This window comes from Methylomonas sp. Uni0009 (assembly GCF_054188105.3).
The window spans coordinates 1,416,954-1,439,817 of the sequence record NZ_JBTAFN010000001.1 but is presented as its reverse complement, the minus strand read 5'-3'; the positions used below and the strand labels follow the sequence as shown (position 1 = coordinate 1,439,817).

Genomic DNA, 22,864 nt, shown 5'->3' with positions numbered 1-22,864 from the left:
CCATGCACGATTCCTTATCAAATATTGCTTCCCAGCGCGACATCATCATAGACGCGATCCATCACCTGGATCACGTATTACCGGGACAAGCACCGATTCACGATTTCGTGCATCACAATACCTTGCATGGTTTTCAACACCTGCCGTTCGAACAAGCGCTGGAGGAATTTAACGAATTGACGGGTATCAGTTGCTACCTGCCGGCCGAACAGTTTCGCGAGTTTTATGCACAGGGCCGGATAGCCGATCAAGATATTGATGGCGCATTGGCGCAGCAATTTGGAGAAGCGCTGGACACTGAGATTTGCAAGGTCAATGGCAAACCCATTACTCAGCAGATGCTTTACCGGCTGGCCTTGCTGCACGAGTTGCAGGCGCTGACACCCGGGCAATTCGATTGGCAGGTGCGCGAGCTCGGAGTGCTGGATAAGCCGGCCGCCGCTGGCGAAACGGCTCGTGAATTGTGGGATGCCTTGCTCGCCAAGCTTGAGCTGCAAACACCGAATTTGCATCCGGAAGATTTGCTGGATTTGTCCGCCGAGCAAATCCGGCAATGGCTGCCGGATGCGGCGAATGCCGGTGCGGAACAGCAGATGCGCCAATCTTGCATGGAGAGCCTGGAAAGCCTTTTTGCACGGGTCGGCGACCGTTTGACCCTGCGCGGCTTGTTGCTGGCGTTGACCGGCAAGGATATTCTGGACACGGTGCGTCCGCAATTGATTCGTTTATGCGCATCGTTATTGGACGAAGGCCTGGCGGCCTGGCGATTGCCCAAGCGCCAAGAACTGGGGTTGTACGAAGCCTGGCGTGAGAGTTTGATCTACGATGCCCAGCCGGTTTTTCAGGAACTACATAATTGGCAAACGGTTACGGGAGCGCTACCTGCCGAACCCATAGATGCGATTGCGCAAGAGCTGGTAGCACTGAAAATCACAGAATCCCGCTGGGTTGGCTATCTGCAAAGGCTAGCCCTTGAACTACCGGGTTGGTCGGGTTTGATCAACTGGCGGCAAACTCATCCCGATTATCAAGCGGATGACGCCACCCAGCCCCTATTGGCCGATTATCTGGCGATACGCTTGATTCTGGATCGGCTGTACGCAGAACAGCTATGCAGGCAGCAATGGGGTTGCGAGGCGCAACTGGACAAACTCCGCGGTTATTTTTCAAAAAACCTGGCCGAGTTTTCGGTCAGGCATACTTTGTTTCAAGGCCAATTGCCGGAATATCTGGCGCTTGCGTCACAGGCTTTACTGAAAGATTCGGCGCGGGACAAACAGGTCTGGCAGACCGTGGCCGAACGGATTTGGACCTGGCAACTTAGTCCGTTGGCTCCCTCAGCCCTCAGTATTTATAACCAGGGTTGGCGCTTGTTTCGCCTTTGCCAATTGCTTGGATTAATCGCCAGCGACGTGCAGCGTTCAGAGCTGGCCCCGCTGTTGGATTGCTTGGCCGTCATCGACACTTTCAGTCAGGCGGATCGCAGCAATATTTGGCTTAACGCCTACGAACGCCACTATCAACAAGCGCTGCTGCAAGCCCTGCACGCCAATCATAATCGCGGGCGCTGGGCGCAACGAGACAACCGCCCCGCAGCACAAATCGTGTTTTGCATGGATGATCGCGAGGAAGGCATCCGCCGTCACTTGGAAGAACTCAATCCGGCTATCGAAACGCTGGGAGCCGCCGGTTTTTTTGGCGTACCGATGAATTATCAAGGCCTCGACGATAGCAAATTGACGGCCCTTTGTCCGGTGGTGGTCGTACCGGCACATAACGTTCAGGAATGCAGTCAACCCGGCCAGGAAAAAGCCTTGGCCCGGCGCCGGCAAGGCCGCAATCTAAAGCAACGGCTTGCCGATTTGCTTCAGCACGGTTTGCGCCGTGATACGCTGCTGGCATATCCGGTGATCAATGCCATGGCACCTTTTACTTTGCTCGGGTTGCTGGCGAAAAGTTTCATTCCCAAAACGCAGCAGCAGTTGCTGGCTGCGGTGGCGAAAGGCATCGCGCCTGATGTGCCATCGCAATTGCATTTTACCGCTGGCAACCCCGATACACCGGCCACGCCCCAACAACCTAGATGGGGCTTTACCGACCAGGAGCAAGCCGAGCGGATCGCCGGGTTTTTGCGTAATACCGGTCTGACTTACGGCTTTGCCGAATTGGTGGTATTGATGGGCCATGGGTCATTGAGCCAAAACAATCCGCATTTGTCCGCATACGATTGCGGCGCCTGCAGCGGCCGGCACGGTGGGCCGAATGCCCGGTTGTTCGCGGCAATGGCGAATCGGCCAGAAGTCAGGCAATTACTGGCCGAGCGCGGTATCGTCATTCCAGCCGACACCTGGTTCATCGGAGCCGAACACAATACCTGCGACGAAGACATCATCTGGTATGACAGCAGCGCCGTGCCGCAGGAGCGCCAACCGGCCTTCAACAAATTTATGCAGCAGATGCAACACGCGCAGCGCATGTCGGCTCACGAGCGCTGCCGGCGTTTGGCGTCCGCGCCGCGCCGGCCGGAGCCCAAGCAAGCGTTACGGCATTTTCTAAATCGCGCTGCCGATTTTTCCCAGGCTCGGCCGGAGTTGGGCCATGCCACCAACGCCGCGGCACTGGTCGGTAGACGCTCTTTAACGCAAGGTGCATTTTTTGACCGTCGCCTGTTTTTGATTTCCTACGATCCGAGCCAGGACCCTGAAGGTACAGTGCTGGAAGGCATCTTGCTGGCGGTCGGTCCGGTCGGCGCCGGCATCAACCTGGAATATTATTTCTCCACCGTGAATAACGAACGGCTGGGTTGCGGTTCGAAAGTGCCGCACAATCTGACTGGCTTCTGTGCGGTGATGGAAGGTGCCAGCAGCGACTTGCGCACCGGCTTACCAAGGCAGATGATCGAGATTCACGAGGCCATGCGTTTGCAAATCGTTGTCGAGGCGAAAACCGCGGTGTTGGCGCAAATTTACGGCCGGCAGGAAAGCCTGCGAGAACTGATCGGCGGCGGTTGGGTGCATCTCAGTGCCAAAGACCCGGATAGCGGCGAGATATTTGTGTTTCAGCGCGGTGTCGGCTTTGTGCGCTGGCAACCCGGCGACAGCGAGCTGCCGTTGCGAGATAACTCGCCGGATTGCTATCGCGACGAAACCCTGCCGGTGGCACCCATGTTGATCAAACAGCCCGATTTAATGGGGGTTGTATGAGTATGGCAGCCTACGCAACCCTAATGCCCTTGTTTCCGCTATTGGCCGCGTTACTGATTGGCGGCCTGCACTTTTTCCGGATTATCGATGGCGAGGCCGGCGAGAAAACCACGGCACGGCTGGGTGTAATGGCTATCAGCCTATCGGTACTGACGGCCTTGGCTTTATTAGCCGGCGATTTGTCCGGCCAGCTGGCCGACTCAGTTTCGTACGGCACTTGGCTGCGTAGCGGCTCGCTGAGCGTAGACTACAAACTCAGCACCAGCGGTTTTAATCTGGCCTTGGTCAGTTTGTTCTCGCTGTTACTGCTGGTCGTGATGCGCTTTTCGGTGAATTACCTGCACCGCGAGGCCGGTTTCCATCGCTTTTTCTTCATCCTGAATCTATTTGCGGCGGCCATGCTGCTGTTGGTGTTGTCCGGCAACGCGGTGTTTACCTTTATCGCCTGGGAGATGGCCGGGGTTTGCTCGTACTGGCTGATTGCTTACGCCTACGACAGACCCATCGCCGCGCATAACGCCACCCGCGTATTTGTGACCAACCGCATCGGCGACGGCGGTTTTATTCTGGCAATCGGTCTGGCCTTGGCCTGGCTGGAAAATGCCGATTGGCAAACCATCAACAGCAGCGCGGGCGATCTGGAAGTGGGCGACGCTACCTTGCTGGCCCTGAGTTTTGCCATGGCGGCATTCGCCAAATCTGCGCAAATTCCATTCACGCCCTGGCTGGCCAGAGCAATGGAAGGGCCAACGCCATCCAGCGCGATTTTCTATGGTGGGGCGATGATCCATGCCGGCGTGTTCTTGATTATCCAATTGCAGCCTTTGTTCATGCAGGCGCCGTTGGCTATGCTGTTGTTGACGGTGGTTGGCGCGCTGACGGCAATTTACAGTTACTGGGTAGGCTTGAGCCAGACCGACATCAAAAGCTCGCAAATCTTCGCCACCTCCGGGCAACTGGGTTTGATGTTTGTTGAATGCGGCTTGGGATTTTGGACTTTGGCGGCCTGGCATCTGGCCGCGCATGCCGTAGTGCGTTGTTATTTGCTGCTAACCGCGCCGTCCATCTTGCACAACACCCACGGACAACCCATCAAATCGGTGGCGCCGGCGCTGGCAAATTGCCGCTGGGCCTTTATCGCCTCTTTGCAGCGCGGCTGGCTGGAGCCGGCCCTGGATTGGCTGATGGTCAAGCCGGTTTTACGCTTAGCCAAGGATGCGCGTTACATCGACGAACACATTGTGGATAAGGCCTTGGGCGCGCCGGCACCGGCTATCAAAGCGGTGTCGTCCTTGGCGCAGTGGGAAGAGCAAAAAATGGGCGCCAACCTGGATAGCCAGGAAGACAGCTTCGCTCAAGGCAGCGGTCTGGCCGGCAAATTGGCGCAATGGACCGCCGCCTTGCTGAACTGGTTTGAATATCACTTCATTCTGCGCGGCATCGGCCGCGATTCGATTCGATTTGGCCGGCGCCTGGGTCAGGCTGCCAACCGTTTTGAGCAATTATTGTTACAGCCGCGCTATCTGGCGTTGTTTGTGTTGATCACCTTGATGGTAGCGCTGGGATACCGATGAATACCCCTATTGTTTTCTGGCAGGCAGTGGCGGCGGTACCGCTATTGACTTTGATGACGCTGGTGCCCTTGCTGGCCATGTTAGCAGTGGTGTTCGCCAAACCGGTTTACAGCGTGCGACTGGCCTTTGCCGGGGCATTGCTGAACGTATTGCTGAGCATTTATCTGTTGCTGATATTCGACTCGGAAACCCCTGGGCTCCATCTTGCCGAACATTTTCAATTGTTGGGTATGAACTATCGGGTTGGCGTGGACGGCACCAATATTCTGTTTATTCCGCTAACGGCAATTTTAGGCTTGCTGGCGCTGGTCTATACCTTGATCACCCGGCATCGCAACGACCGCTTGTTCATCGCCTGCCTGCTGGCCTACCAAGGCATATTAATCGGCGCATTCGCGGCGCTGAATACGCTGCAATTCTGGTTCTGGTGCTTGCTGGAGCTGGTGCCGGTGGTGTTATTAACGGTATTTGCCGGTACCGGCAAGCAGCGCAATCAGGTGGTGAAATCGGTATTGCAATACTGGCTGTCCGGTTTGGTCATGACTCTAGCCGGCTTTGTGTTGCTTAGCTATGGTTTGGCGCAAAACGGCTTGGATTTGAGCTTCGATTGGTTGACTCTAAAACATCACAATCTGGCGATTCCTAACGAAACCCTGATCTTTATCTTGCTGTTTTTCGGCTTTGCCATCCGCATGCCGCTGTTTCCGTTTCACGCCTGGCTTCCGTTGCTGGCCGAGCACGGCACCGCCGCCAGCGCGGCGATTTTTCTGACCGGTTTAAAGCTAGGCATCTACGCCTTGATCCGCTTCATCCTGCCGCTAGTGCCGGGTGCGGCCGAGCAATGGGTGCATTTTGTCGTCGATTTGGGCTTGATCGGGATTTTTTACGGCGCCCTGCTGGCGCTGATGCAAATCAATATGCGCCGGCTGTTGGCGTTTGCGGTGATCAGTCATACCGGCATGTTGGCGATAGGCGTATTCTCCTTCAACGACTTTGCCTTGGAAGGCAGCATTCTGCTATCGATAGCCTACGGCCTGGCCACGGCCGGCATGCTGTTCAGCATCGGCTTGATTTACGAACGTACCCGCACCTCGTTCCTGCCGCGTTTGGGCGGACTGTTCGAGACCAATTCGACTATCGCCTTGCTGTTTTTGATTTCCGCGCTCAGCACCATGGTCATGCCCGGCACACCGGGTTTCGATGCCGCGCACCTATTAATCGAAGGCACCATAGAGGAACACGGCTGGTATATCGCCATCGCGATTTTGCTGGGTAACGTGCTGGGGGCGGCTTTTCTGCTGTGGGCGTTTCAAAGGCTGTTTATTGCTCATGCCAAGCGCATTGTTCAGCCTTACGGCAGCGTCCACCATCCGGCGGTTAAGGAGCGGATTATCGCTGTGACCATCTGCGGCCTGCTGATCGGCACCGGTTTTTACACCACGCCCTGGCTGAAATATATCGATCAGGAAGCCAAGGAAATCGGCGAACATTATCCGGAACATCACAGCCACCACATGAACGGCCCGCACCATGACTGATAGTTTTCCTTTGCTGTCCCTCTGTCTGGTCTGGCCCTTGTTGGGGGCCTTATCGCTGGCGTTCATCCAGGATACCCAGTTAGCCAAGCGCGGCGCTTTGTTGGTGGCCGTTGTGGAATTACTGTTTACCGTCGCGGCGGCTGGGGTTTTCGATACCGCGCGTGGCGATTTTCAGTTGCTGGAAGACTATGCCTGGATACCGGGCCTGAATATTCACTATCAACTCGGTGTGGACGGCATCTCGATCCTGTTTTTGCCGATGACGGCCTTGCTGACCCTGATGGGTTTGTTGGCCGGCTGGAACAGCGTGCGGCAGTTAAATCGCTTTCAGTTGGCGTTGATGCTGGCGCTGGAGAGCGTAACTATCGGTGTATTTACCGCATTGGACCTGGCCTTGTTCTTCCTGTTTTGGGAGCTGACCTTGCCGCCGATTTTTTTCTTGATCGGGTTATGGGGCGTAGGCGCAGAGCGACGGTACGCGGCGATGAAATATACCTTGTATATGTTATTCGGCGGCGTGCCCTTGTTGTTCGGGATTATTTTGCTGGCGATTAATCACGCGCAGGCTAACGGCGGGACCATTCCGCAGGATTTGGCTTTCAGTTTGCCGGTTTTACTCAACACGCCGATACCCGAGTCGGCGCAGGGTCTGATCTTTCTGCTGCTGTTTTTGGGGTTTGCGGTGAAAGCGCCGCTGCTGCCGTTTCATACCTGGCTGCCGACCACGGCCATTGAGGCGCCGACTTTTCTCAGCGCCTTGCTGGTCGGTTTGAAACTGGGCGTTTACGGCATCATTCGTTTTGCGATACCGCTGGCGCCGCAAGCGGCCTTGGAACATCGCTGGCTGTTGGCGATACTCGGTGCGGTGACGCTGATTTACGGTGCCTTGATTGCGTTGCAGCAAACCAATCTGCGCCGCTTGCTGGCTTATTCCAGTATTAGTCATGTCGGCCTGGTCATCGTCGGCATCGCCGCTTTTAATTTGCAAGGTTTACAAGGTGCGGTCATGCAGTTGCTGAATTTCGGCATCGTCGTCGGCAGCCTGATGTTGATCGCCGGCATGATTCAGCAACGCTTGGGTAGTACTGATCTGGTTCATCTCGGCGGCTTGGCCAAACCGCTGCCGCGCTTAACGACGCTATTTTTCGTGTTTGCGCTATCCAGTATCGGCGTGCCCGGCACCAATGGCTTCCCCGCGGAATTGCTGATGATACTCGGCGCATTGCAGGCTTATCCGGCACTGGCGATGGTGGCTTTGTTTGGCGCGGTATTGGGCGCGGCGTATCTGTTGGGTTTTGTCAGACGGGCATTCTTCGGCCCGCTTGTGCACAACAGCGTAGCCAAAGTACAGGATCTGCGCCCACGCGAGTTGGCATTGCTGGTCGTGCCGGCGCTGCTGGTATTGGTGATAGGCCTGTATCCGCAATGGCTGTTGTCCTGGCAAGAAACCAGTGTGCAGTCCTGGTGGCAGCGGTTAAGTGTGGAGGCTCCGCAGGCGGCACCAACATCCATACTCACGCAGAGAACCACAATTTCAGGCGCGCTGAGCGATGGTTCAATATAACTTTTGATTTAGCCCAGATTTAGAGCCTAAAGCAATTGCTATATAGTTTCGATTCGATATAGTATTACCGGTAAAGACACATTCTTTTGAACAACCCGTTCCGGATCCGCTCCAGGACGCATAGTGATAGAAAATAAGGACACCCATTATGATTACACCCACGAAATTACTGCTGGAAAACAAAGCCTGGTCGGAAGAAGTCAGTAGGAAAGACCCGGAATTTTTCGTCCAGTTGGCCAAAGAACAAAAGCCCGACTTTTTATGGATAGGCTGCTCGGATAGCCGGGTGCCTGCGGAGACCGTCGTCAACGCCAAGCCCGGCGAGATTTTTGTGCATCGCAATATTGCCAATCAGGTCATCGTCACCGATTTCAATTGCCTGAGCGTCTTGCAATACGCCATTTCCGTCTTAAAAGTTAAGCACGTTATCGTTTGCGGCCATTACGGCTGTGGCGGCGTGAGAGCGGCCTTGCAGCCGCAAAAATCGGATCTGGTTATCACCAATAAATGGTTGCTGCATATTAAAGATGTCTACCGTTTGCATCAGGAAGAGCTTGAGTCTATTGCGCCGGAGAAAAAAACCGATCGCCTGATCGAGCTGAATATCATCGAGCAAGTTTATCGCCTGGCGCATACCTCGATTATTCAGTCGGCCTGGAAACATGGGCACAAACCCACTTTACACGGCTGGGTATACGGCCTGAACGACGGCTTGATCAATGAACTGATCAAGCTCGACCATAACACGCAAATCAATCCGATTTACCGCTATGCCGACTAGCATCCGGATTTTCGCAACGACTGGGTAAACCAATGACATCGCAATTGAATTCTTATATGAAACATCTGCACCAGGACTTACCGGCCGGTATCGTGGTCTTTCTGGTGGCTTTACCGTTATGCCTGGGGGTTGCGCTAGCCTCCGGTGCGCCGTTGTTCTCCGGCATTATCGCCGGCTTGGTGGGCGGCATTCTGGTTTCCTGGGCCAGCGGCTCGCAATTGAGCGTTTCCGGACCGGCAGCCGGATTGACGGTTATCGTCTTCGAAGCCATCGAAACCTTGGGCGGCTTTGGCGGTTTTTTACTCAGCGTGGTGCTGGCCGGCGGCTTGCAAATAATTCTGGGCTATTTAAAAGCCGGGGTAATTGGCGCATTTTTTCCGGCTTCGGTGATTAAAGGCATGCTGGCGGCGATTGGCTTGATTTTGATTATCAAGCAAACGCCGCATGCCACCGGTTACGATACCAGCTTCGAAGGCGATGAAAGTTATATGCAGGAGAGCGCTGAATCCAGCTTCTTCGAATTGTCCGAAGCGTTGGAAGCGATTACCCCCGGCGTTACCATCGTCAGTGCCGTGGCACTATTGATTTTGGTGATCTGGGATTCCGGGTTTATCAAGCAGTTCAAGCTTTTAAAGTTAATTCCCGGTCCGTTGCTGGCGGTTATTTGGGGTGTCGGTTTCAACGCTCTGGCAGTGCGTTTTGCCCCGGAAATGATGATTGGCGAAAAGCACTTGGTGTCGCTTCCCGAGTTGGGCAGTGCCGCCAACTTTATCAACCAATTGCGTCTACCGGATTTCAGTTATTTCAGTAACCCGAAAATTTACAGCGTGGCGGTGACCATTGCGATTATCGCCAGCCTGGAAACCTTGCTGAGCATAGAGGCGGTCGATAAATTGGACCCGCACAAACGGGTTGCGCCGACCAATCGGGAGCTGAAAGCGCAGGGCCTGGGCAACATGGTCAGCGGCTTGATGGGCGGCCTGCCGATTACCGCCGTGATCGTACGTAGTTCGGCCAATATCAATGCCGGGGGCCAGACCAGAATCGCGTCATTCTTACACGGCGTTTTGCTATTGGTCAGTGTGCTGTTTTTTGCGAAATATTTGAATATGATTCCGTTGGCCTGTTTGGCGGCAATTCTGCTGCAAACCGGCTACAAACTGGCCAAGCCGGCACTGTTCGTGGAGTTTTATCGCAAGGGCTGGAATCAGTTCGCGCCGTTTGCGATTACCGTGGTGGCGATTTTATTCACTGACCTGTTGTTGGGTATCGCGATTGGTATGGCGGCTGGATTCTACTTCGTCTTGAAAGCCAACTTCCACGCGGCGATTACCTTGACTCAGCACGGCGATCATTATTTGCTGCGCTTACATAAAGATGTCTCCTTCTTGAATAAAGCCTTGCTACGTAAGCATCTATCTGCCGTAACCGATGACTGCGAATTGCTGATTGACGGCTCCAAAGCGTTGTTCATCGATCAAGACATCATTGAAACCATCGCGGATTTTCTACTGGCCGCGCCGGACCGCGGTATTAATGTGGAAATCCAGGGCTTTAGCGTCTCTTGCGACGTGTCTTCGTCGGCTCACTGATGCAAAGTCAATTTCTTTAAGCCACTACCAATCGAAAGTTGTTAATCGGTTTCGGAAAACGCCGTGCCGAAACCGATTTTTTGACGCATGAATTTCGAATGTTTTTGCTAGCGGAGTCTAATTGCTAAACTCCGCTTTGCTAAAAATCCGCTCAATCACCTTTTGAAATCTTAGCCCTATAATAGCCGGGGCAGTTGGCGACTTTCTCCGCGCCAATTTTTCCAATCTCCCCGAGGCTATATCAACCATGTCCAAAAAGCGCGTTGCCTCCCTGTCGATTGCCGGTGTTATTGTCGGTGGAATTGCTTTGGTAACAGGGCTGTTGCTGGCATCGCTACCCGCCGAAAATGGCGAAGTGGTTTTACCCGGCCTTTCCAGTCAAGCCAGCGTCAAAAGCGATACCTTCGGTGTGCCGGACATCGAAGCAACCCGGCGGGAAGACGCCTATCGCGTGCTGGGCTACTTGCATGCCCGCGACCGATTGTTTCAGATGGAATTGATGCGCCGCAAAAGCGCCGGGCGCCTGGCCGAATTGTTCGGCGCCAAGGCACTGGACGCGGACCGCAAGCAACGTGTCTATCAAATGGATCGCGCCGCGCAACGCATCGTTGCCGATTTGCCCCCGGCTCAGCGTTTGACGCTGCAAGCTTATGTCGACGGCGTGAATCAATTCATTGGCACTGCCCGTGTTCTACCGCCGGAATTTCTGGCACTGCGCCACCGCCCCGAGCCTTGGCGTCCCGAAGACAGCATCCTCGTCGAGTTGGCGATGTTTCAAACCCTTAACGGCCAGGAACAGGACGAGCGCATGGTCAGCGTCATGGCCCGCGCGCTGCCTCAGGAATTGGTGACTTTCTTGACGCCCGATACCGATCCCTACGCCAAGGCATTAATCGGCGGCAGCCTACCGCGCCGCTTTAATGCGTCAATTCCGCTTGAGGCGCTGGCCAGCCTGCCCGGCACCGATTCAACGCTGGCGCTTAACCAAGCCGTGGATGCCGAAAACGTGGTGTCCGGGTCCAACAACTGGGTGGTTGCCGGCAACAAAACCCGCGATGGCCGGGCGATGATCGCCAGCGATATGCACTTGGCGCTAAATGTGCCCAACATCTGGTACCGCGCCGATCTGAGTTATGGCAATCGCCATATTTACGGCGTGACCTTACCTGGTGCTCCTGCCGTAATCCTGGGTGGCAACGGTGATGTGGCCTGGGGCTTTACCAATGTCACCGGCGACTTTCTGGATTTGATCCGCCTGGAGACTGATCCGGCCCATTCCGGCCAATATCGCACACCGCAGGGCTGGCAAGCGTTTACCGAACACCAGCAAACCATTCGGGTTAAAGGTGAACCCGACGTGACGCTGACCTTGCGCGACAGCGAGTGGGGGCCGGTATCCGATCAAGATTTGCTGGGGCAGCCAGTGGCCATCAAATGGACTGCGCTGGAGCCGCACTTTGTGGATCTGGGCCTAATAGATATGGACCAAGCCCGCAATACCGAGCAAGCCGTGGCGGTGATGAATCGCTTCGGCGGGCCGCCGCAAAATGTGGTGATTGCCGATCGTGACGGCCATATCGCCTGGACTTACATGGGCCGTTTTCCTAATCGTCGCGGATTCGACGGCCTGATCAGCCAGTCGTGGGCCGACGGTAACCTCGCTTGGGGCGGTTCTATTCCTCCCGATGAATTGCCGCGCCTGTTCGACCCGGCCGACGGTTTTATCGTCACCGCCAACAATCGCACCTTGGGCCGGGATTACCCGTATGTGATCGGCCATAACTGGTCCTTGAGCTATCGGGCGCACCGCATCGAGGAATTGCTGAAAAATCGCAACGGCCTGACGGAGCCGGATTTGCTGGCAATCCAATTGGATACCCGCAGTGAAGTTCTGGCGTTTTATCGGCAATTGGCACTGGACGCTTTGGACCATCTGAGCGACGCCGACGAAAGTTTGCAAAAAGCCCGCAACTCCATCGCCGCCTGGGACGGCTACATGCAAACCGGCAGCATAGGCGCGCCAATCTTGAGTGAATTCCGCACGCGCCTAGCCGGCGCAGTGTTTGAGAAAGTGGTGGCGGCAGGTCAAACACTGGACCCGCAATTTCGTTACGCCTGGCGGGAAATGGAAACGCCGCTACGGCAATTATTGACGCAACGGCCCAAAGGCGTGCTGAACCCGCGTTATCAAGACGATTGGCAGGCGATGATCGTGGCAACCTTGCAGCAAACCGTGCAAGCGTTGCGCGAGAAATATCCCTCTGTCGAGCCCGATCAACTGACCTGGGGCATGACCCACCCGGTTAATTTACGCCACCCGTTCAGCAAAGTGGCGTCTGCTTTGAGCGGCGTGCTGGACATGCCCGCCTTCGACAGCGACGGCTGCGCCAGCGTTTGCGTCAAGGTCATGGACAATGCCCATGGCGCCAGCGAACGGCTGGTCTTGTCGCCGTCGCACCCGGAAAACGCCCTGTTCCACATGCCGGGCGGCCAGTCCGGCCACCCTTTATCGGCGCACTACCGCGACCAGCAGAATTTTTGGCGGGATGGGGTGGCTTTGCCGATGCGGACGGCTGTGGGTGAGGATGTTTTGCAGTTTGTGCCGAGGTAACGGCAGCGTTATTTGATGTCCTTTAGTGTTCACTGACGAGCGCCCATCAAGGCAAATCAAGCGACGATCCGAAAGCAATCACTCCAACAACGACTATCGGCGCCTTGAGTGAATGGAAAATGACGACCCATTACTAACCGTCACAGATGTTATCTAGAACAAACGTTCTTTACTAATCAATAAATTAGTATGTCAATGGTCACTTTCAGGTAGATATACTGTTAGCAGCTTAATAACTTATTAGAAATAAATGCGACTTTTCTTGCTTATACCTATTTTTTTATATGCCACCAGTGCAGTTGGGTTTGATAAGCAACACTGGATACAAGTAGCCGGGGGCTCCTGGGAGCCTGACGAAACGATACTTATCACAGTAGATGCAAAGTTGAAGCACGAGTTTCAGTCGCATGTCCGATACGTTGGACCTGGAGATCGATGGGAGGACTACACATTTCAATATCAGGGAAGCAAATTGCCGACAGGCCAGAAAATTATTGACATAAATGCCTTCTGCTCGAATATTCCGGAAGAATGGCGCGCACATTTTAAGCTTTCAAGTGAATGGGTTCGCATATTCGGCGGTGGCGGTTGCTTTTTTCGCGCACACTACGATTCAACGCTCGACAAAATATTCGATTTAAAGGTCAATGCGCCAAAATAGGGCCGTAGTTCGCGATTGGTGCGGTTCGTAAACTCACCGCACCCTACGCCTGCTTTTGCTTTGACATTTGGCATTGGCAGGCTCATGTCGTTTGGCGGGTTTTGGCTGTATCCCGCCTCCAAAAAATCCTGCCGAATTTATCTCGACGCTCAAATCGGTACTTCAGTTGGTTTTGATATGGACGGTGGCGGCTGTTTTGACCGGTGCTCACCACGCGATTTCGCGGTAATTTTGAGCGCTCTGGTTACTCGTGTCGGCACCGAGCAATCAATCGCTCCAACAAATCCTTCTGCAGCTCGATACTCCCGCACAACGCAAATAACGCCTTTGCCCGTTCCAGGTTCTGCCTGGGCGTGCTGACTTTGAAGTATTGGTTACCGTCCAGGTAATCGCTGAAAAAGCGCAGGCCCAGTTCGAACGGAATCAGCCAGATGGCCGGGTAGAGATAGTCGTAGTCGTGGGCACTGAAAAACTCGCCGGCTTCTTGCAGGTAGCTTTCCAAAATGGTCCGGCAGCGGGTCAGGTCGAATTCGTTGTTGCTGGGGTTGTGGCAGCAGGAGCGCAGGCAGTCGCCGATGTCGTAGTGCACCAGGCCGGGTTTGACGGTGTCCAGATCGATCAGGCTGACGATGCGGTCGCTGCCGGGTTCGAATAGAAAATTGTTCAGTTTCGGGTCGCCGTGTATCACCCGTTCGCGCAGTTCGCCGCCCTGTTTGGCCTGTTCCAGGACGGGGATTTGTTGCTGCATCCGGTCGATAAAATCCCGGCATTGGTTAAATGCCGCATCGACGGTGACTTGCAACGGCTGCGCCAGCCGTTGCCGATAAGTTTCAAAATAGCTTGGCGTGATATGAAAGCCCGGCAGGGTGTCGTGCAATTCAGCAGCGGGCAGGTTGGCGCATAGCTTGTGGAAGTGTGCCAAGGCAAAACCCACTTGGCTGGCTTCCGCCGGATTGCTGATGTGCTCGCGGCTCTCGGCGGGCTCGATTAACTGCAGCGCTCGCCAGACTTGGCCGCTGTCGTCCCGGTAACTCGCTGCTCCAGCCACGGTGGAAAGCATGGCCGGAATTTGCAGACACACATCGCCGGGACGCTGAGAGCCGATGTGCCGATTCAACCGTTGCAGATTGGCGATGACCTGTTCCGGTTGCGGAAATACCCGGCCGTTCAGGCCTTGCAACACAAAGCGATTACCCTTGCTTGGGGTGACGAGATAGGTGTCGTTGATCAGGCCGTTACCGAGCGGGCTGATCTGCGGGTTGCTGCCGAGGCCGGTGAATTGTTCGGCTATCTGCTGTAGCCGACTCACAGCCCGGCAAGTTGTTGACTAAGCGCCCGCAAGGCTTGGCCGCGATGGCTGAGGGCGTTTTTTAATTCCGGGGCCAGTTGCGCCGACGAGCATTGGTATTGCTCGACCCAGAACACCGGATCGTAGCCAAAGCCGTTTTCACCGACTGCCTGCCGCAGAATCCGGCCTTCCCAGACGCCTTGGGCGATGATGGGCGTTGGGTCCAACGCATGGCGCAGATAGACCATCACGCAGATGAAACGCGCGCTGCGTTCTGGGTCCGGCACGTCGCGCATGTCTGCCAGCAACTTGTCCAGATTCGCTTGGTCCGAAGCGCCGACGCCGGCATAACGTGCCGAAATCACCCCCGGCGCACCGCCCAGCGCATCGACGGCCAGCCCGGAATCGTCGGCGATGGCCGGCAGTTTGCAATGTGCGGCAGCGTTGCGGGCCTTGATGATGGCGTTTTCGATGAAGGTGGCGCCGGTTTCGTCCGGCTCGACCACGTTGAATTGCGATTGCGGCAGGATTTGGTCGTTTTGCAGGATGGCCTGAATTTCCCGAATCTTGCCGGCATTACCGCTGGCTAAAACGATCAAACTCATTTTTTTACAGCACGACTCGCAGCGGCGCGGGCTTTTTGGCTTCGCGCAATGCGGCTTGCTGTTTTTCGATCAATTGGTTGATGCCCAACTCAGCCAATTCCAGCATCGCGTTGAGTTCGTCTTTTCTAAAGGCGTGACCTTCGGCGGTACCTTGTACCTCAATGAAGTGGCCCGCTTCGTTCATCACTACATTCATATCGGTTTCGGCTTGATGGTCTTCGGCATAGTCCAAGTCCAACACCGGCACGCCGTTATAAATGCCGACCGACACCGACGCGACCTGGCCGTGCAGCGGGTTTTTTTTGATCTTGTGGGTTTTTAACAGGTGCTCAATCGCAATCGACAAGGCGACAAAACCACCGGTGATGGATGCGGTGCGGGTGCCGCCGTCGGCCTGAATCACGTCGCAATCGATAGTGATGGTGTTTTCACCCAGGGCTTTCAGATCGATTGCTGCGCGCAAGGAGCGACCGATCAGACGTTGAATTTCCAGGGTGCGGCCGCCTTGTTTGCCGCGGCCGGCTTCGCGGTCCATGCGGCTGTGGGTGGAGCGCGGCAGCATGCCGTATTCAGCGGTAACCCAACCTTCGCCTTTACCTTTTAGAAAACGCGGGACGCTATTGTCGACGCTGGCGGTGCACAGAACCCGAGTATCGCCAAATTCCACTAACACCGAACCTTCGGCGTGTTTGGTGTAATTGCAGGTAAAGCGTATTTCGCGCAGTTGATCGGGGTTGCGTCCGCTTGGTCTCATATTCTTCTCGCTGGTCTATAAATTGCCGGCATTATACTGGCTTTACCGGGCGGATTTTTAACTATTGCCGGGACTCAGGGCCTGCTGTAACTCCGCCACGCTTTGTGGCCGATTCTCTGGAAAAACCGCCATGGCCCAATCGATGGCTTTCAGTAAATACTCCGGAAAATGCCGTTTATGCGCCTTCACGGCCGGGGCTAAATCGTCCTGTTTGATGCGGTCCGGCGAGGGCTGCGGGATTTTATAATCCAGACAGGCGCGCATACTGGCGCCCACCGCATAAATGTCCGACCAGGGTCCGAGATTGCCATTGTTATCGTATTGCTCGATAGGCGAATAACCGTTGGTCAGCACCTTGGCACGATTGCGCTGCGGGTCCAGCGTGATTTTGCGGATGGCGCCGAAATCCAGCAGCAAGGGGTCGTTTTCGCTGCGGATCAGAATATTGGCGGGCTTGATGTCCAGATGCACCAGACCTTTTTGATGCACCGCTTCCACGCCGGTCAGCAATAGCTTGAATACGGTCAGCAAGAATTCTTCGTTAATCGGCAGGCTGCGTTTGTGCAGGATTTTGTCTAGCGTGATGCCGTAGTCGTAAGTCATCACCATATACACGGTGTCGTTGGCCTGAAAGAAATTAATCACATCGACGATATTATGGTGCTTCAGCATCGCCAGCACTTTGGCTTCTTCAAAGAATAGCGAGCGGCCGCGCATGAACAGCGTCTTGGCCTCTTCATTATTGGGTACGACTAGATTGTTCCAGGTGCGGTGTGCCAGTTTGCGCGGTAGATATTCTTTAATCGCCACCTGAATTTGATCGGCCAGCTGTCTGGCCAGATACACCGAGCTGAAGCCGCCGTGCGCCAATTCCCGCTCGATCATGTACTGATCTATAATGGTTCCCGATTGAAGGTAATTCCATTCCTTGGGATAAGTTTCTGGATCGTAGTATTCGGCCATGTGCAAGCTGCGCGGGTTAAGCGTAACGATTATAGGTGAAAAATGATAAGAAGCATGACCGCTTTCGCGGACGGCGAAATAAGCGCCGACAATCTGACCATCCTTTGCGAATTACGTTCGGTCAACCATCGTTACAGCGATGTTAGCGTCAAGTTGCCGGAGCGACTGCGTTTTGTCGAAGCCGACGCCCGCCGCCTGATCAGTGACAAACTCAAGCGCGGCAAAATCGAATGCGCCTTGAGCTACAAAAAACAAGCCAGCGACAACAGCTTCAATATCAATCGGGAAATAGTCGAAAAACTGTTGTCCGCTACTGCCGGTATCGAAGCCTTGATGAACAACCCGCAGCCGTTTTCCGCGCTGGAGGTGTTGGCGTTTCCGGGGGTGCAACAAGAAACCGAAACCGACAAGGAAGCGCTACGCGATAAAATCGTCCGGTTGCTGGACTCAACCCTGGACAAAATGCTGGAAACCCGCGCCCGTGAAGGCGCGCAACTGGCGCAGTTGTTGGAAGACCGCTGTCAAAAGATCAATGTGTTGGTCGATGCCGCCCACAAACGCATGCCGGATGTACTGCATAACCTGCGCAGCAAGCTTACCAGCCGGGTGCTGGAAATGGTCGCCGAACCCAATTTTGATCGCTTGGAGCAGGAGTTGGTGTTGCTGGCGCAAAAGCTGGACGTAGCGGAAGAACTGGATCGCCTGGAAACCCATGTCGCCGAAGTGCTGCGCACCCTGAAACAACCGGAACCCACCGGCCGCCGCCTGGATTTTTTAATGCAGGAAATGAACCGCGAGGCTAACACCTTGGGCTCCAAATCCGCTGACCGGGAAATGACGCAGATTTCCATCGATTTGAAAGTGCTTATCGAACAGATGCGTGAGCAGATACAGAATATTGAATGAAGTCTCAACCAATACAGGCGCTTAGACTTTTATCTTACTTCCCGTGCCGCATATATTTTGTGATCCCTCTAATTTAAAAATCAAACTGAGCTTGTCGGCGTTAGCGGCTCACTATTATCCGACAAGCTCAAGACCCATAATAAAGCTAAACAACACTGATAGCGTAAATTAAAGCTCTACTTATCAGCGCGCTGACAAAACAATATTGCGTCTCGCCAATCCAAACCTTTTCCTGTGGCATTCTGGAAGCACTCTACTGTGTTTTTGGCATTATTGGTGCCGGCGCAGAGATTAATAATATTTTGCCAATCCCAACTGATACCCTTGCCCCAGTTCACTCGGCCGTCCAGTACGCTTAGAAAGCATGCGCCAGGCTCTGCGGATTTAGTCGTTCCGGCACAGAGTTGCTTGACGTTTTTGGGCTCCCAATTCATATTTTTCTCGTCATTCCAGGGGATTTTGCCTTGCACCGAGTTAAAGCATTCTGATTCATGGTCGGAGGCTTGAACTGTCACAGGATTAAAAAACAATGCAATTGAGCCGACGGCAATCGAGGTGCGGATAAAACGGTAAATACTACTTGATGTTTTCATGGGTAAATCCCTCACTATTTAATATTGATGTTTAATATAATTTAATCACTAAAAACTATATTTTTGGCTCGCTAATAAATTACTCGGCGGTTAGAGTATTTAGTTACCAGCTTACGCTCACTCACTATTCCATAAAAAATAGGTTTGTCGAATATTTACAAATCAACTGCAAATTTATAAAAACTCAATAAAAATAATCGGCACAATAAAGCCTCGGCCTGGATTAACTCCTCGATTAATAATAACTAGAATTTACAAGCTGTTTTTCTTCAGTGCATTGGACTGCCAAAACTGGGATATATCGTTATTCGAAAACCTGCCTATGGAAAACTCTGCAATATCAATAGACTTTGAATTCACATGGCCTTCAATAATTAAGTCGGCAATGATCTCGCCGAAAATTGGCGCGTATTTCAAAGCTTGGCCGGCGCCCAAGCAGTGGTAGAGATTAGTCAACTGGGTGTCCGGACCTAAGATAAATTTCAAATCGGGGGTAATATCGAAAAACGAATGATAACCGCCGGCATAAACCGGCTTACCAATTTTCGGGAAACGATTAATCACCTTACCCAGATAATTATCGAGCTGTTGATGGGTAACATTAAAACTCAGCGCGTCATAAATGACGTTGGCGCCCTCCGGATTCATCACCGCTCTGCTAAACGAGCGGGCAATATCCTTGGCGTTGCGGCTACGAGGTTGGTGCATGTGCAAAATGCTGCCGCGCCAGCGCCGAAAATAGGCTTGATTGACATAATCGGCAATGATGGGCATGCCTTCGGGAATGTCATCGGCGCTCACTAAAAAATTGGCGGCATACACCGGTTCCAAAGCCACCGGGATGCTTAGGCCGATACCAGCGAATAATTCCGCGCTCCAAGCCCCGGCGGCATTGATCACGTGTTCGGCAAAAATTTTGCCCTGGCTCGTATTAATGGCGCTGATACCCTGTCCGGTACCTTCAAAGTCTATGACTTCGCAATGTTCCAGCACATCAATGCGGTTCTTTTTAGCCGCCGTTTGCATGGCATTTAATATCTGCGGCGAGTCCAACTGCAAAACGTCCGGTTCGTAGTAGTAGATTTCGTCCGGCACGGTTTTTAGGGCGTGGCGGCTCAGATCCATCACGTCGCGATGAGCAAGCATCGCAAAGCCTATGCCTTCCTGTTGCAGCATTTGCTCCAGCGCCGTCCAACTCTCGGCGCGGCTGTCGGGGGTATTTTCCGCAATCCAGATTGCGCCCGGTTGCTCGTAGGGGATGTTGACGCCCCAAAGAGGTTTGAGATTTTTCCAGTATTGGGTGGCCATTTTAGCCATCCTGGCCGCCATCGGCGACGCATTGGCGGAACGGACGATGGCGCTATGCCGCGAGCTAAGGCCGGCACCCAAAACTTTTTTCTCGATAATAGCGACTTTATGTCTGTTATTGCCCAGCCGGCGTTGTAACGAAAAAGCGCATGCCGCGCCGAGGCAGCCACCACCAATCACCACGGTATGATAGAGCTTATTCATCAAGTCTCCGCGCAGCCTGGCGCTGCAAAGCAATTTTCAGCGGCTATCAAGTCTTGATAGCAGACATTCCCCCATCGACATGCATGACTTGCCCGGTAATCCAGGCGGCATTTTCGGACAGTAAAAACCAGGCCATCTGGGCAATATCCTCTGCTTCGCCTAGACGTTTCAAAGGGTGCCGCGCCGCCGCAGCCTGTTTTTTACTGTCTTCGCGCAGCAAACTTTCCGCTAATGGCGTGTCGGTCAATGACGGCGCGATAGCGTTTACCCGGATTTTTGGCGCCCATTCCGCCGCCAAGGCGCGGGTCAAACCCTCTATCGCGCCCTTGGATGCCGAGACCGAGGCATGGAAAGGAAACCCGGTTTGCACGGCCACCGTGCTGAACAGCAAGACCGAAGCACCCTCAGCCGCTTGTAGATTGCGATGATAGTGCTGCAGGCAGCGCACGGCACCGATCAAATTAAGTTGAAAATCCGCGATAAATTCCTCGGGCTTGATCCTGACGAAAGGCTTTAAATTGATACTACCGGGGCAATACACCAAGCCTTGCAAGGGTTCATCAATGGTCGGCAATGCGTCGCTTGCTACATCGCAACTAAAATGTTTGAACACGTTCGGCACCGCAGCAGAACGGCTTAACGAGTAAATTTGACAGTGCGGCTGAGCCAAACCCGCAAGTACGGCACCAATCCCGCTACTGGCTCCTACAATCAAAACATTACCCATGTTGTCCTCTGTCAGCCGATCAATCCAAACAAAATCTGTCGTTTGCGGTGGGGGTGCTAATGATTTCTTCTTGTATGCGCCGTAACAGACTGAGTTTTGCACCACTAGCCCCCCGTGATCTGAAGGCTACCTTGCGGATGCAGTTAGTCAATGCACTACGCACGGCTAAGCTGGACGGGATAAACTAGTGTTTTTACGTGACGAGATTTGCAGATGAATCCAGGCCGATTTGGCATCTTTAGCGGCATCGCGGCACCGGTAATCTGGCTGTCGCTGATTGGTTTGGCCGGCGCCATGCGCCCGGAGTTCAACCACAGCTATCAGTACATCAGCGAATTGGGTGAACGCGGCAGTATTACGGAAATACCGATGCGCTATATCGGCTTCGGATTCGCCGGATTATTGTATGTGTGCTTTGCATTAGCCGTCCCGGCCACTTTGCGCGAAGGTTGGCGTTCGGCACTGCTCGCCACGCTGATTGGTCTGGACGGAATTGGGCGTATTGGGGCCGGTGTATTCGCCTGCGACCCCGGCTGCGATGGCTTGTCTTCCAGCCAGGAATTACATCGGCTGTTTGCGATGACCGGGTTTTCCGCGGCTATTCTGGCAACGCTTGTTTGCGGTGTGGTATTCCGACGCCATGCGTGGCTGGGCATACTTAGCGCTTACTCGATTGGTAGCGGCTTGCTGGCGACGACTTTGCTGCTGCTGATGACTTGGGAGGCCAATCCTATCAAAACCACCGGCCTGTTCGAACACTGGGCAACCGGCGTGCTTTCCATCTGGACGCTGGTGCTTGCGGCGCGTTTACAGCAAACGTCGGCTGTGACGGATGAATAATGTTCTTGCTACAAACTTTAGTTATTGCCCGACCCTTGATAACGACACTCCGGCACAGGCAAGTGTCGAGTGCAGTGGAGTATGAAATTTAAGGGTCTGCTTGATGGCAGGAACTTTCCAGGATTTCAATCACCGAAATTTCAACACCAAAACCGCGGGAGAATAATGTGATCAGTGCCGTATATGCCGCTTTGGCGGCCTTGCTAATAGCCGGGTTGTCACAGAGAGTTATCAAATTGCGCCGGGCCAAAAAAGTGATTTTCGGCGATGGCGGCGAGACCGATTTGCAAATCGCCATCCGCGCCCAAGGCAACGCTACGGAATACATACCGATATTGTTGATTTTATTGGCGCTGCTGGAATTAAGCGGCGGACATGCCGCGCTGCTGCATACCGGCGGTTTTGCGATCATCCTGGGGCGAATAGTCCACGCCCGGGGCTTGCTGCGCGCGAATCTGGATCAACGAGTGCTTGGCATGCAAATCACTATTTTCACCCTGATAGGCCTGGCCGTCGCTAATTTGGGCTACGCCGCTTATGCCGCATTCGGTTAACTGATGCTTGGGCAATAATCTGCGGAATTGCTGGATAGCTTAAGGCCGTTTGAGCAGGGCTAAAATGCCCGTTGCCAAGATGATTTCTCTAAGAAAACACAAAAGACCGGCTATCAGCGCCAGCATTGATGCCACAAACAAAAGAGAGACCGCATCCGATAGATCGATGGCCAATTCCACGCCAACAAACATGACGACGATGGACAGGCAAACCAGCAAGGCGCAACTGGTACAGAGGATGATGGACCATTGGTTCCAACGTGCCCGCCGCGTCAAGATTTGCAATTCCGGATGATGTTGCTCGGCTTGCGCGCCATCAAGCTCACTGAGCAAACGAAACCGGTCCACGGTGCGTCCCAGGCGGCTGGTCAATACCGCCAAAATACCGGCAACGCCGGACAGCAGAAAAACCGGAGCGACCGCTTGTTGAATCACATGAGCAACTGTCGGTACGTTGGCTATGGCATCCATAATGACTATCCGCAAAATTAAAAATAACGCATTTATCCAGCCAAGCTTTAAATGCCCTGGATTCCTGATTCCCGCGACATTCAAAGGCCGGGTTTAATCGGACAAATTAAACGCGCACCTTGCCCAC

19 protein-coding genes are annotated in these 22,864 nt (G+C 53.9%); 11 read left to right on the top strand and 8 right to left on the bottom strand.

What is annotated here, in order from left to right; genetic code table 11:
* Nucleotides 1-2 precede the first annotated feature (2 nt).
* The 8 genes from ACWAU0_RS06710 to ACWAU0_RS06675 all read left to right on the top strand — a co-directional run bounded on the left by ACWAU0_RS06710 (nucleotide 3) and on the right by ACWAU0_RS06675 (nucleotide 13,524).
* Entirely contained in the window at nucleotides 3-3,203 is a 3,201-nt protein-coding gene (locus tag ACWAU0_RS06710) for a DUF2309 domain-containing protein (protein ID WP_458138734.1), read from the top strand.
* Complete coding sequence (locus tag ACWAU0_RS06705; protein WP_458138733.1) at nucleotides 3,200-4,777, top strand: proton-conducting transporter transmembrane domain-containing protein; 1,578 nt, start codon at nucleotides 3,200-3,202, stop codon at nucleotides 4,775-4,777. Before ACWAU0_RS06710 ends, ACWAU0_RS06705 begins: the two co-directional genes overlap by 4 nt.
* Nucleotides 4,774-6,315, top strand: coding sequence for a complex I subunit 4 family protein (locus ACWAU0_RS06700; protein ID WP_458138732.1), 1,542 nt, complete (start codon nucleotides 4,774-4,776; stop codon nucleotides 6,313-6,315). The genes ACWAU0_RS06705 and ACWAU0_RS06700 overlap by 4 nt, the downstream gene beginning before the upstream one ends.
* The gene (locus ACWAU0_RS06695) at nucleotides 6,308-7,879 is read left to right on the top strand and encodes a complex I subunit 4 family protein (protein WP_458138731.1); all 1,572 of its coding nucleotides are present in this window, start codon (nucleotides 6,308-6,310) and stop codon (nucleotides 7,877-7,879) included. Before ACWAU0_RS06700 ends, ACWAU0_RS06695 begins: the two co-directional genes overlap by 8 nt.
* A gap of 148 nt (nucleotides 7,880-8,027) precedes the next feature.
* On the top strand, nucleotides 8,028-8,660 hold the full coding sequence (gene can / locus ACWAU0_RS06690) for a carbonate dehydratase (RefSeq protein ID WP_319962767.1): 633 nt from the start codon (nucleotides 8,028-8,030) through the stop codon (nucleotides 8,658-8,660).
* 32 nt (nucleotides 8,661-8,692) lie between these two features.
* Entirely contained in the window at nucleotides 8,693-10,252 is a 1,560-nt protein-coding gene (locus ACWAU0_RS06685) for a SulP family inorganic anion transporter (protein WP_101053743.1), read from the top strand.
* Nucleotides 10,253-10,499: 247 nt separating this feature from the next.
* A complete protein-coding gene (locus ACWAU0_RS06680; protein ID WP_458138730.1) occupies nucleotides 10,500-12,863 on the top strand; it encodes a penicillin acylase family protein in 2,364 nt (787 codons plus the stop codon).
* Between the two features lie 250 nt (nucleotides 12,864-13,113).
* Nucleotides 13,114-13,524, top strand: a complete 411-nt coding sequence (locus ACWAU0_RS06675; RefSeq protein ID WP_523070772.1) for a hypothetical protein — start codon at nucleotides 13,114-13,116, stop codon at nucleotides 13,522-13,524.
* A 244-nt stretch (nucleotides 13,525-13,768) separates the two neighbouring features.
* On the opposite strand, the gene ACWAU0_RS06670 is transcribed toward ACWAU0_RS06675, so the two are convergent.
* Genes ACWAU0_RS06670 through ACWAU0_RS06655 form a run of 4 tightly spaced genes read right to left on the bottom strand, consistent with a single transcriptional unit; the run spans nucleotide 13,769 to nucleotide 17,134 of the window.
* Entirely contained in the window at nucleotides 13,769-14,833 is a 1,065-nt protein-coding gene (locus tag ACWAU0_RS06670) for a phosphotransferase enzyme family protein (RefSeq protein ID WP_458138728.1), read from the bottom strand.
* Nucleotides 14,830-15,417 carry an RdgB/HAM1 family non-canonical purine NTP pyrophosphatase gene (rdgB, locus tag ACWAU0_RS06665; protein ID WP_458138727.1) on the bottom strand — a complete coding sequence of 196 codons (588 nt, stop codon included), beginning with the start codon at nucleotides 15,415-15,417 and terminating at the stop codon, nucleotides 14,830-14,832. The genes ACWAU0_RS06670 and rdgB overlap by 4 nt, the downstream gene beginning before the upstream one ends.
* Nucleotides 15,418-15,421: 4 nt before the next feature.
* On the bottom strand, nucleotides 15,422-16,171 hold the full coding sequence (gene rph / locus ACWAU0_RS06660) for a ribonuclease PH (RefSeq protein WP_171697841.1): 750 nt from the start codon (nucleotides 16,169-16,171) through the stop codon (nucleotides 15,422-15,424).
* A 57-nt stretch (nucleotides 16,172-16,228) separates the two neighbouring features.
* Nucleotides 16,229-17,134, bottom strand: coding sequence for a serine/threonine protein kinase (locus tag ACWAU0_RS06655; RefSeq protein ID WP_458138726.1), 906 nt, complete (start codon nucleotides 17,132-17,134; stop codon nucleotides 16,229-16,231).
* A 54-nt stretch (nucleotides 17,135-17,188) separates the two neighbouring features.
* On the opposite strand from ACWAU0_RS06655, the gene ACWAU0_RS06650 reads away from it, so the two are divergent.
* Complete coding sequence (locus tag ACWAU0_RS06650) at nucleotides 17,189-18,040, top strand: YicC/YloC family endoribonuclease (protein WP_240618080.1); 852 nt, start codon at nucleotides 17,189-17,191, stop codon at nucleotides 18,038-18,040.
* Between the two features lie 176 nt (nucleotides 18,041-18,216).
* Here the strand turns inward: ACWAU0_RS06650 and ACWAU0_RS06645 are convergent, their stop codons facing one another.
* From ACWAU0_RS06645 to ACWAU0_RS06635, 3 genes are all read right to left on the bottom strand, one after another.
* Nucleotides 18,217-18,633 carry a hypothetical protein gene (locus ACWAU0_RS06645; RefSeq protein WP_458138725.1) on the bottom strand — a complete coding sequence of 139 codons (417 nt, stop codon included), beginning with the start codon at nucleotides 18,631-18,633 and terminating at the stop codon, nucleotides 18,217-18,219.
* A gap of 252 nt (nucleotides 18,634-18,885) precedes the next feature.
* Entirely contained in the window at nucleotides 18,886-20,145 is a 1,260-nt protein-coding gene (locus ACWAU0_RS06640) for an NAD(P)/FAD-dependent oxidoreductase (RefSeq protein ID WP_458138724.1), read from the bottom strand.
* 46 nt (nucleotides 20,146-20,191) lie between these two features.
* On the bottom strand, nucleotides 20,192-20,872 hold the full coding sequence (locus ACWAU0_RS06635; RefSeq protein ID WP_458138723.1) for an SDR family NAD(P)-dependent oxidoreductase: 681 nt from the start codon (nucleotides 20,870-20,872) through the stop codon (nucleotides 20,192-20,194).
* A 213-nt stretch (nucleotides 20,873-21,085) separates the two neighbouring features.
* Between ACWAU0_RS06635 and ACWAU0_RS06630 the strand changes: the two genes are divergently transcribed.
* Together ACWAU0_RS06630 and ACWAU0_RS06625 are read left to right on the top strand one after the other, a co-directional pair.
* On the top strand, nucleotides 21,086-21,712 hold the full coding sequence (locus ACWAU0_RS06630; protein WP_458138722.1) for a DUF998 domain-containing protein: 627 nt from the start codon (nucleotides 21,086-21,088) through the stop codon (nucleotides 21,710-21,712).
* Between the two features lie 167 nt (nucleotides 21,713-21,879).
* The gene (locus ACWAU0_RS06625; RefSeq protein ID WP_458138721.1) at nucleotides 21,880-22,266 is read left to right on the top strand and encodes an MAPEG family protein; all 387 of its coding nucleotides are present in this window, start codon (nucleotides 21,880-21,882) and stop codon (nucleotides 22,264-22,266) included.
* Between the two features lie 39 nt (nucleotides 22,267-22,305).
* On the opposite strand, the gene ACWAU0_RS06620 is transcribed toward ACWAU0_RS06625, so the two are convergent.
* Complete coding sequence (locus ACWAU0_RS06620) at nucleotides 22,306-22,737, bottom strand: DUF2721 domain-containing protein (RefSeq protein ID WP_458138720.1); 432 nt, start codon at nucleotides 22,735-22,737, stop codon at nucleotides 22,306-22,308.
* Nucleotides 22,738-22,864: the final 127 nt, after the last annotated feature.

Bases quoted from the DNA above. Each gene is read 5' to 3' on its own strand.
- ACWAU0_RS06630 (WP_458138722.1), top strand. From the start codon at position 21,086: ATGAATCCAGGCCGATTTGGCATCTTTAGCGGCATCGCGGCACCGGTA.
- ACWAU0_RS06675 (WP_523070772.1), top strand. From the start codon at position 13,114: ATGCGACTTTTCTTGCTTATACCTATTTTTTTATATGCCACCAGTGCA.
- ACWAU0_RS06635 (WP_458138723.1), bottom strand. From the start codon at position 20,872: ATGGGTAATGTTTTGATTGTAGGAGCCAGTAGCGGGATTGGTGCCGTA.
- can (WP_319962767.1), top strand. From the start codon at position 8,028: ATGATTACACCCACGAAATTACTGCTGGAAAACAAAGCCTGGTCGGAA.
- rph (WP_171697841.1), bottom strand. From the start codon at position 16,171: ATGAGACCAAGCGGACGCAACCCCGATCAACTGCGCGAAATACGCTTT.
- ACWAU0_RS06695 (WP_458138731.1), top strand. From the start codon at position 6,308: ATGACTGATAGTTTTCCTTTGCTGTCCCTCTGTCTGGTCTGGCCCTTG.
- ACWAU0_RS06655 (WP_458138726.1), bottom strand. From the start codon at position 17,134: ATGGCCGAATACTACGATCCAGAAACTTATCCCAAGGAATGGAATTAC.
- ACWAU0_RS06645 (WP_458138725.1), bottom strand. From the start codon at position 18,633: ATGAAAACATCAAGTAGTATTTACCGTTTTATCCGCACCTCGATTGCC.
- ACWAU0_RS06650 (WP_240618080.1), top strand. From the start codon at position 17,189: ATGACCGCTTTCGCGGACGGCGAAATAAGCGCCGACAATCTGACCATC.
- ACWAU0_RS06680 (WP_458138730.1), top strand. From the start codon at position 10,500: ATGTCCAAAAAGCGCGTTGCCTCCCTGTCGATTGCCGGTGTTATTGTC.
- ACWAU0_RS06710 (WP_458138734.1), top strand. From the start codon at position 3: ATGCACGATTCCTTATCAAATATTGCTTCCCAGCGCGACATCATCATA.
- ACWAU0_RS06685 (WP_101053743.1), top strand. From the start codon at position 8,693: ATGACATCGCAATTGAATTCTTATATGAAACATCTGCACCAGGACTTA.
- ACWAU0_RS06705 (WP_458138733.1), top strand. From the start codon at position 3,200: ATGAGTATGGCAGCCTACGCAACCCTAATGCCCTTGTTTCCGCTATTG.
- ACWAU0_RS06700 (WP_458138732.1), top strand. From the start codon at position 4,774: ATGAATACCCCTATTGTTTTCTGGCAGGCAGTGGCGGCGGTACCGCTA.
- rdgB (WP_458138727.1), bottom strand. From the start codon at position 15,417: ATGAGTTTGATCGTTTTAGCCAGCGGTAATGCCGGCAAGATTCGGGAA.
- ACWAU0_RS06620 (WP_458138720.1), bottom strand. From the start codon at position 22,737: ATGGATGCCATAGCCAACGTACCGACAGTTGCTCATGTGATTCAACAA.
- ACWAU0_RS06640 (WP_458138724.1), bottom strand. From the start codon at position 20,145: ATGAATAAGCTCTATCATACCGTGGTGATTGGTGGTGGCTGCCTCGGC.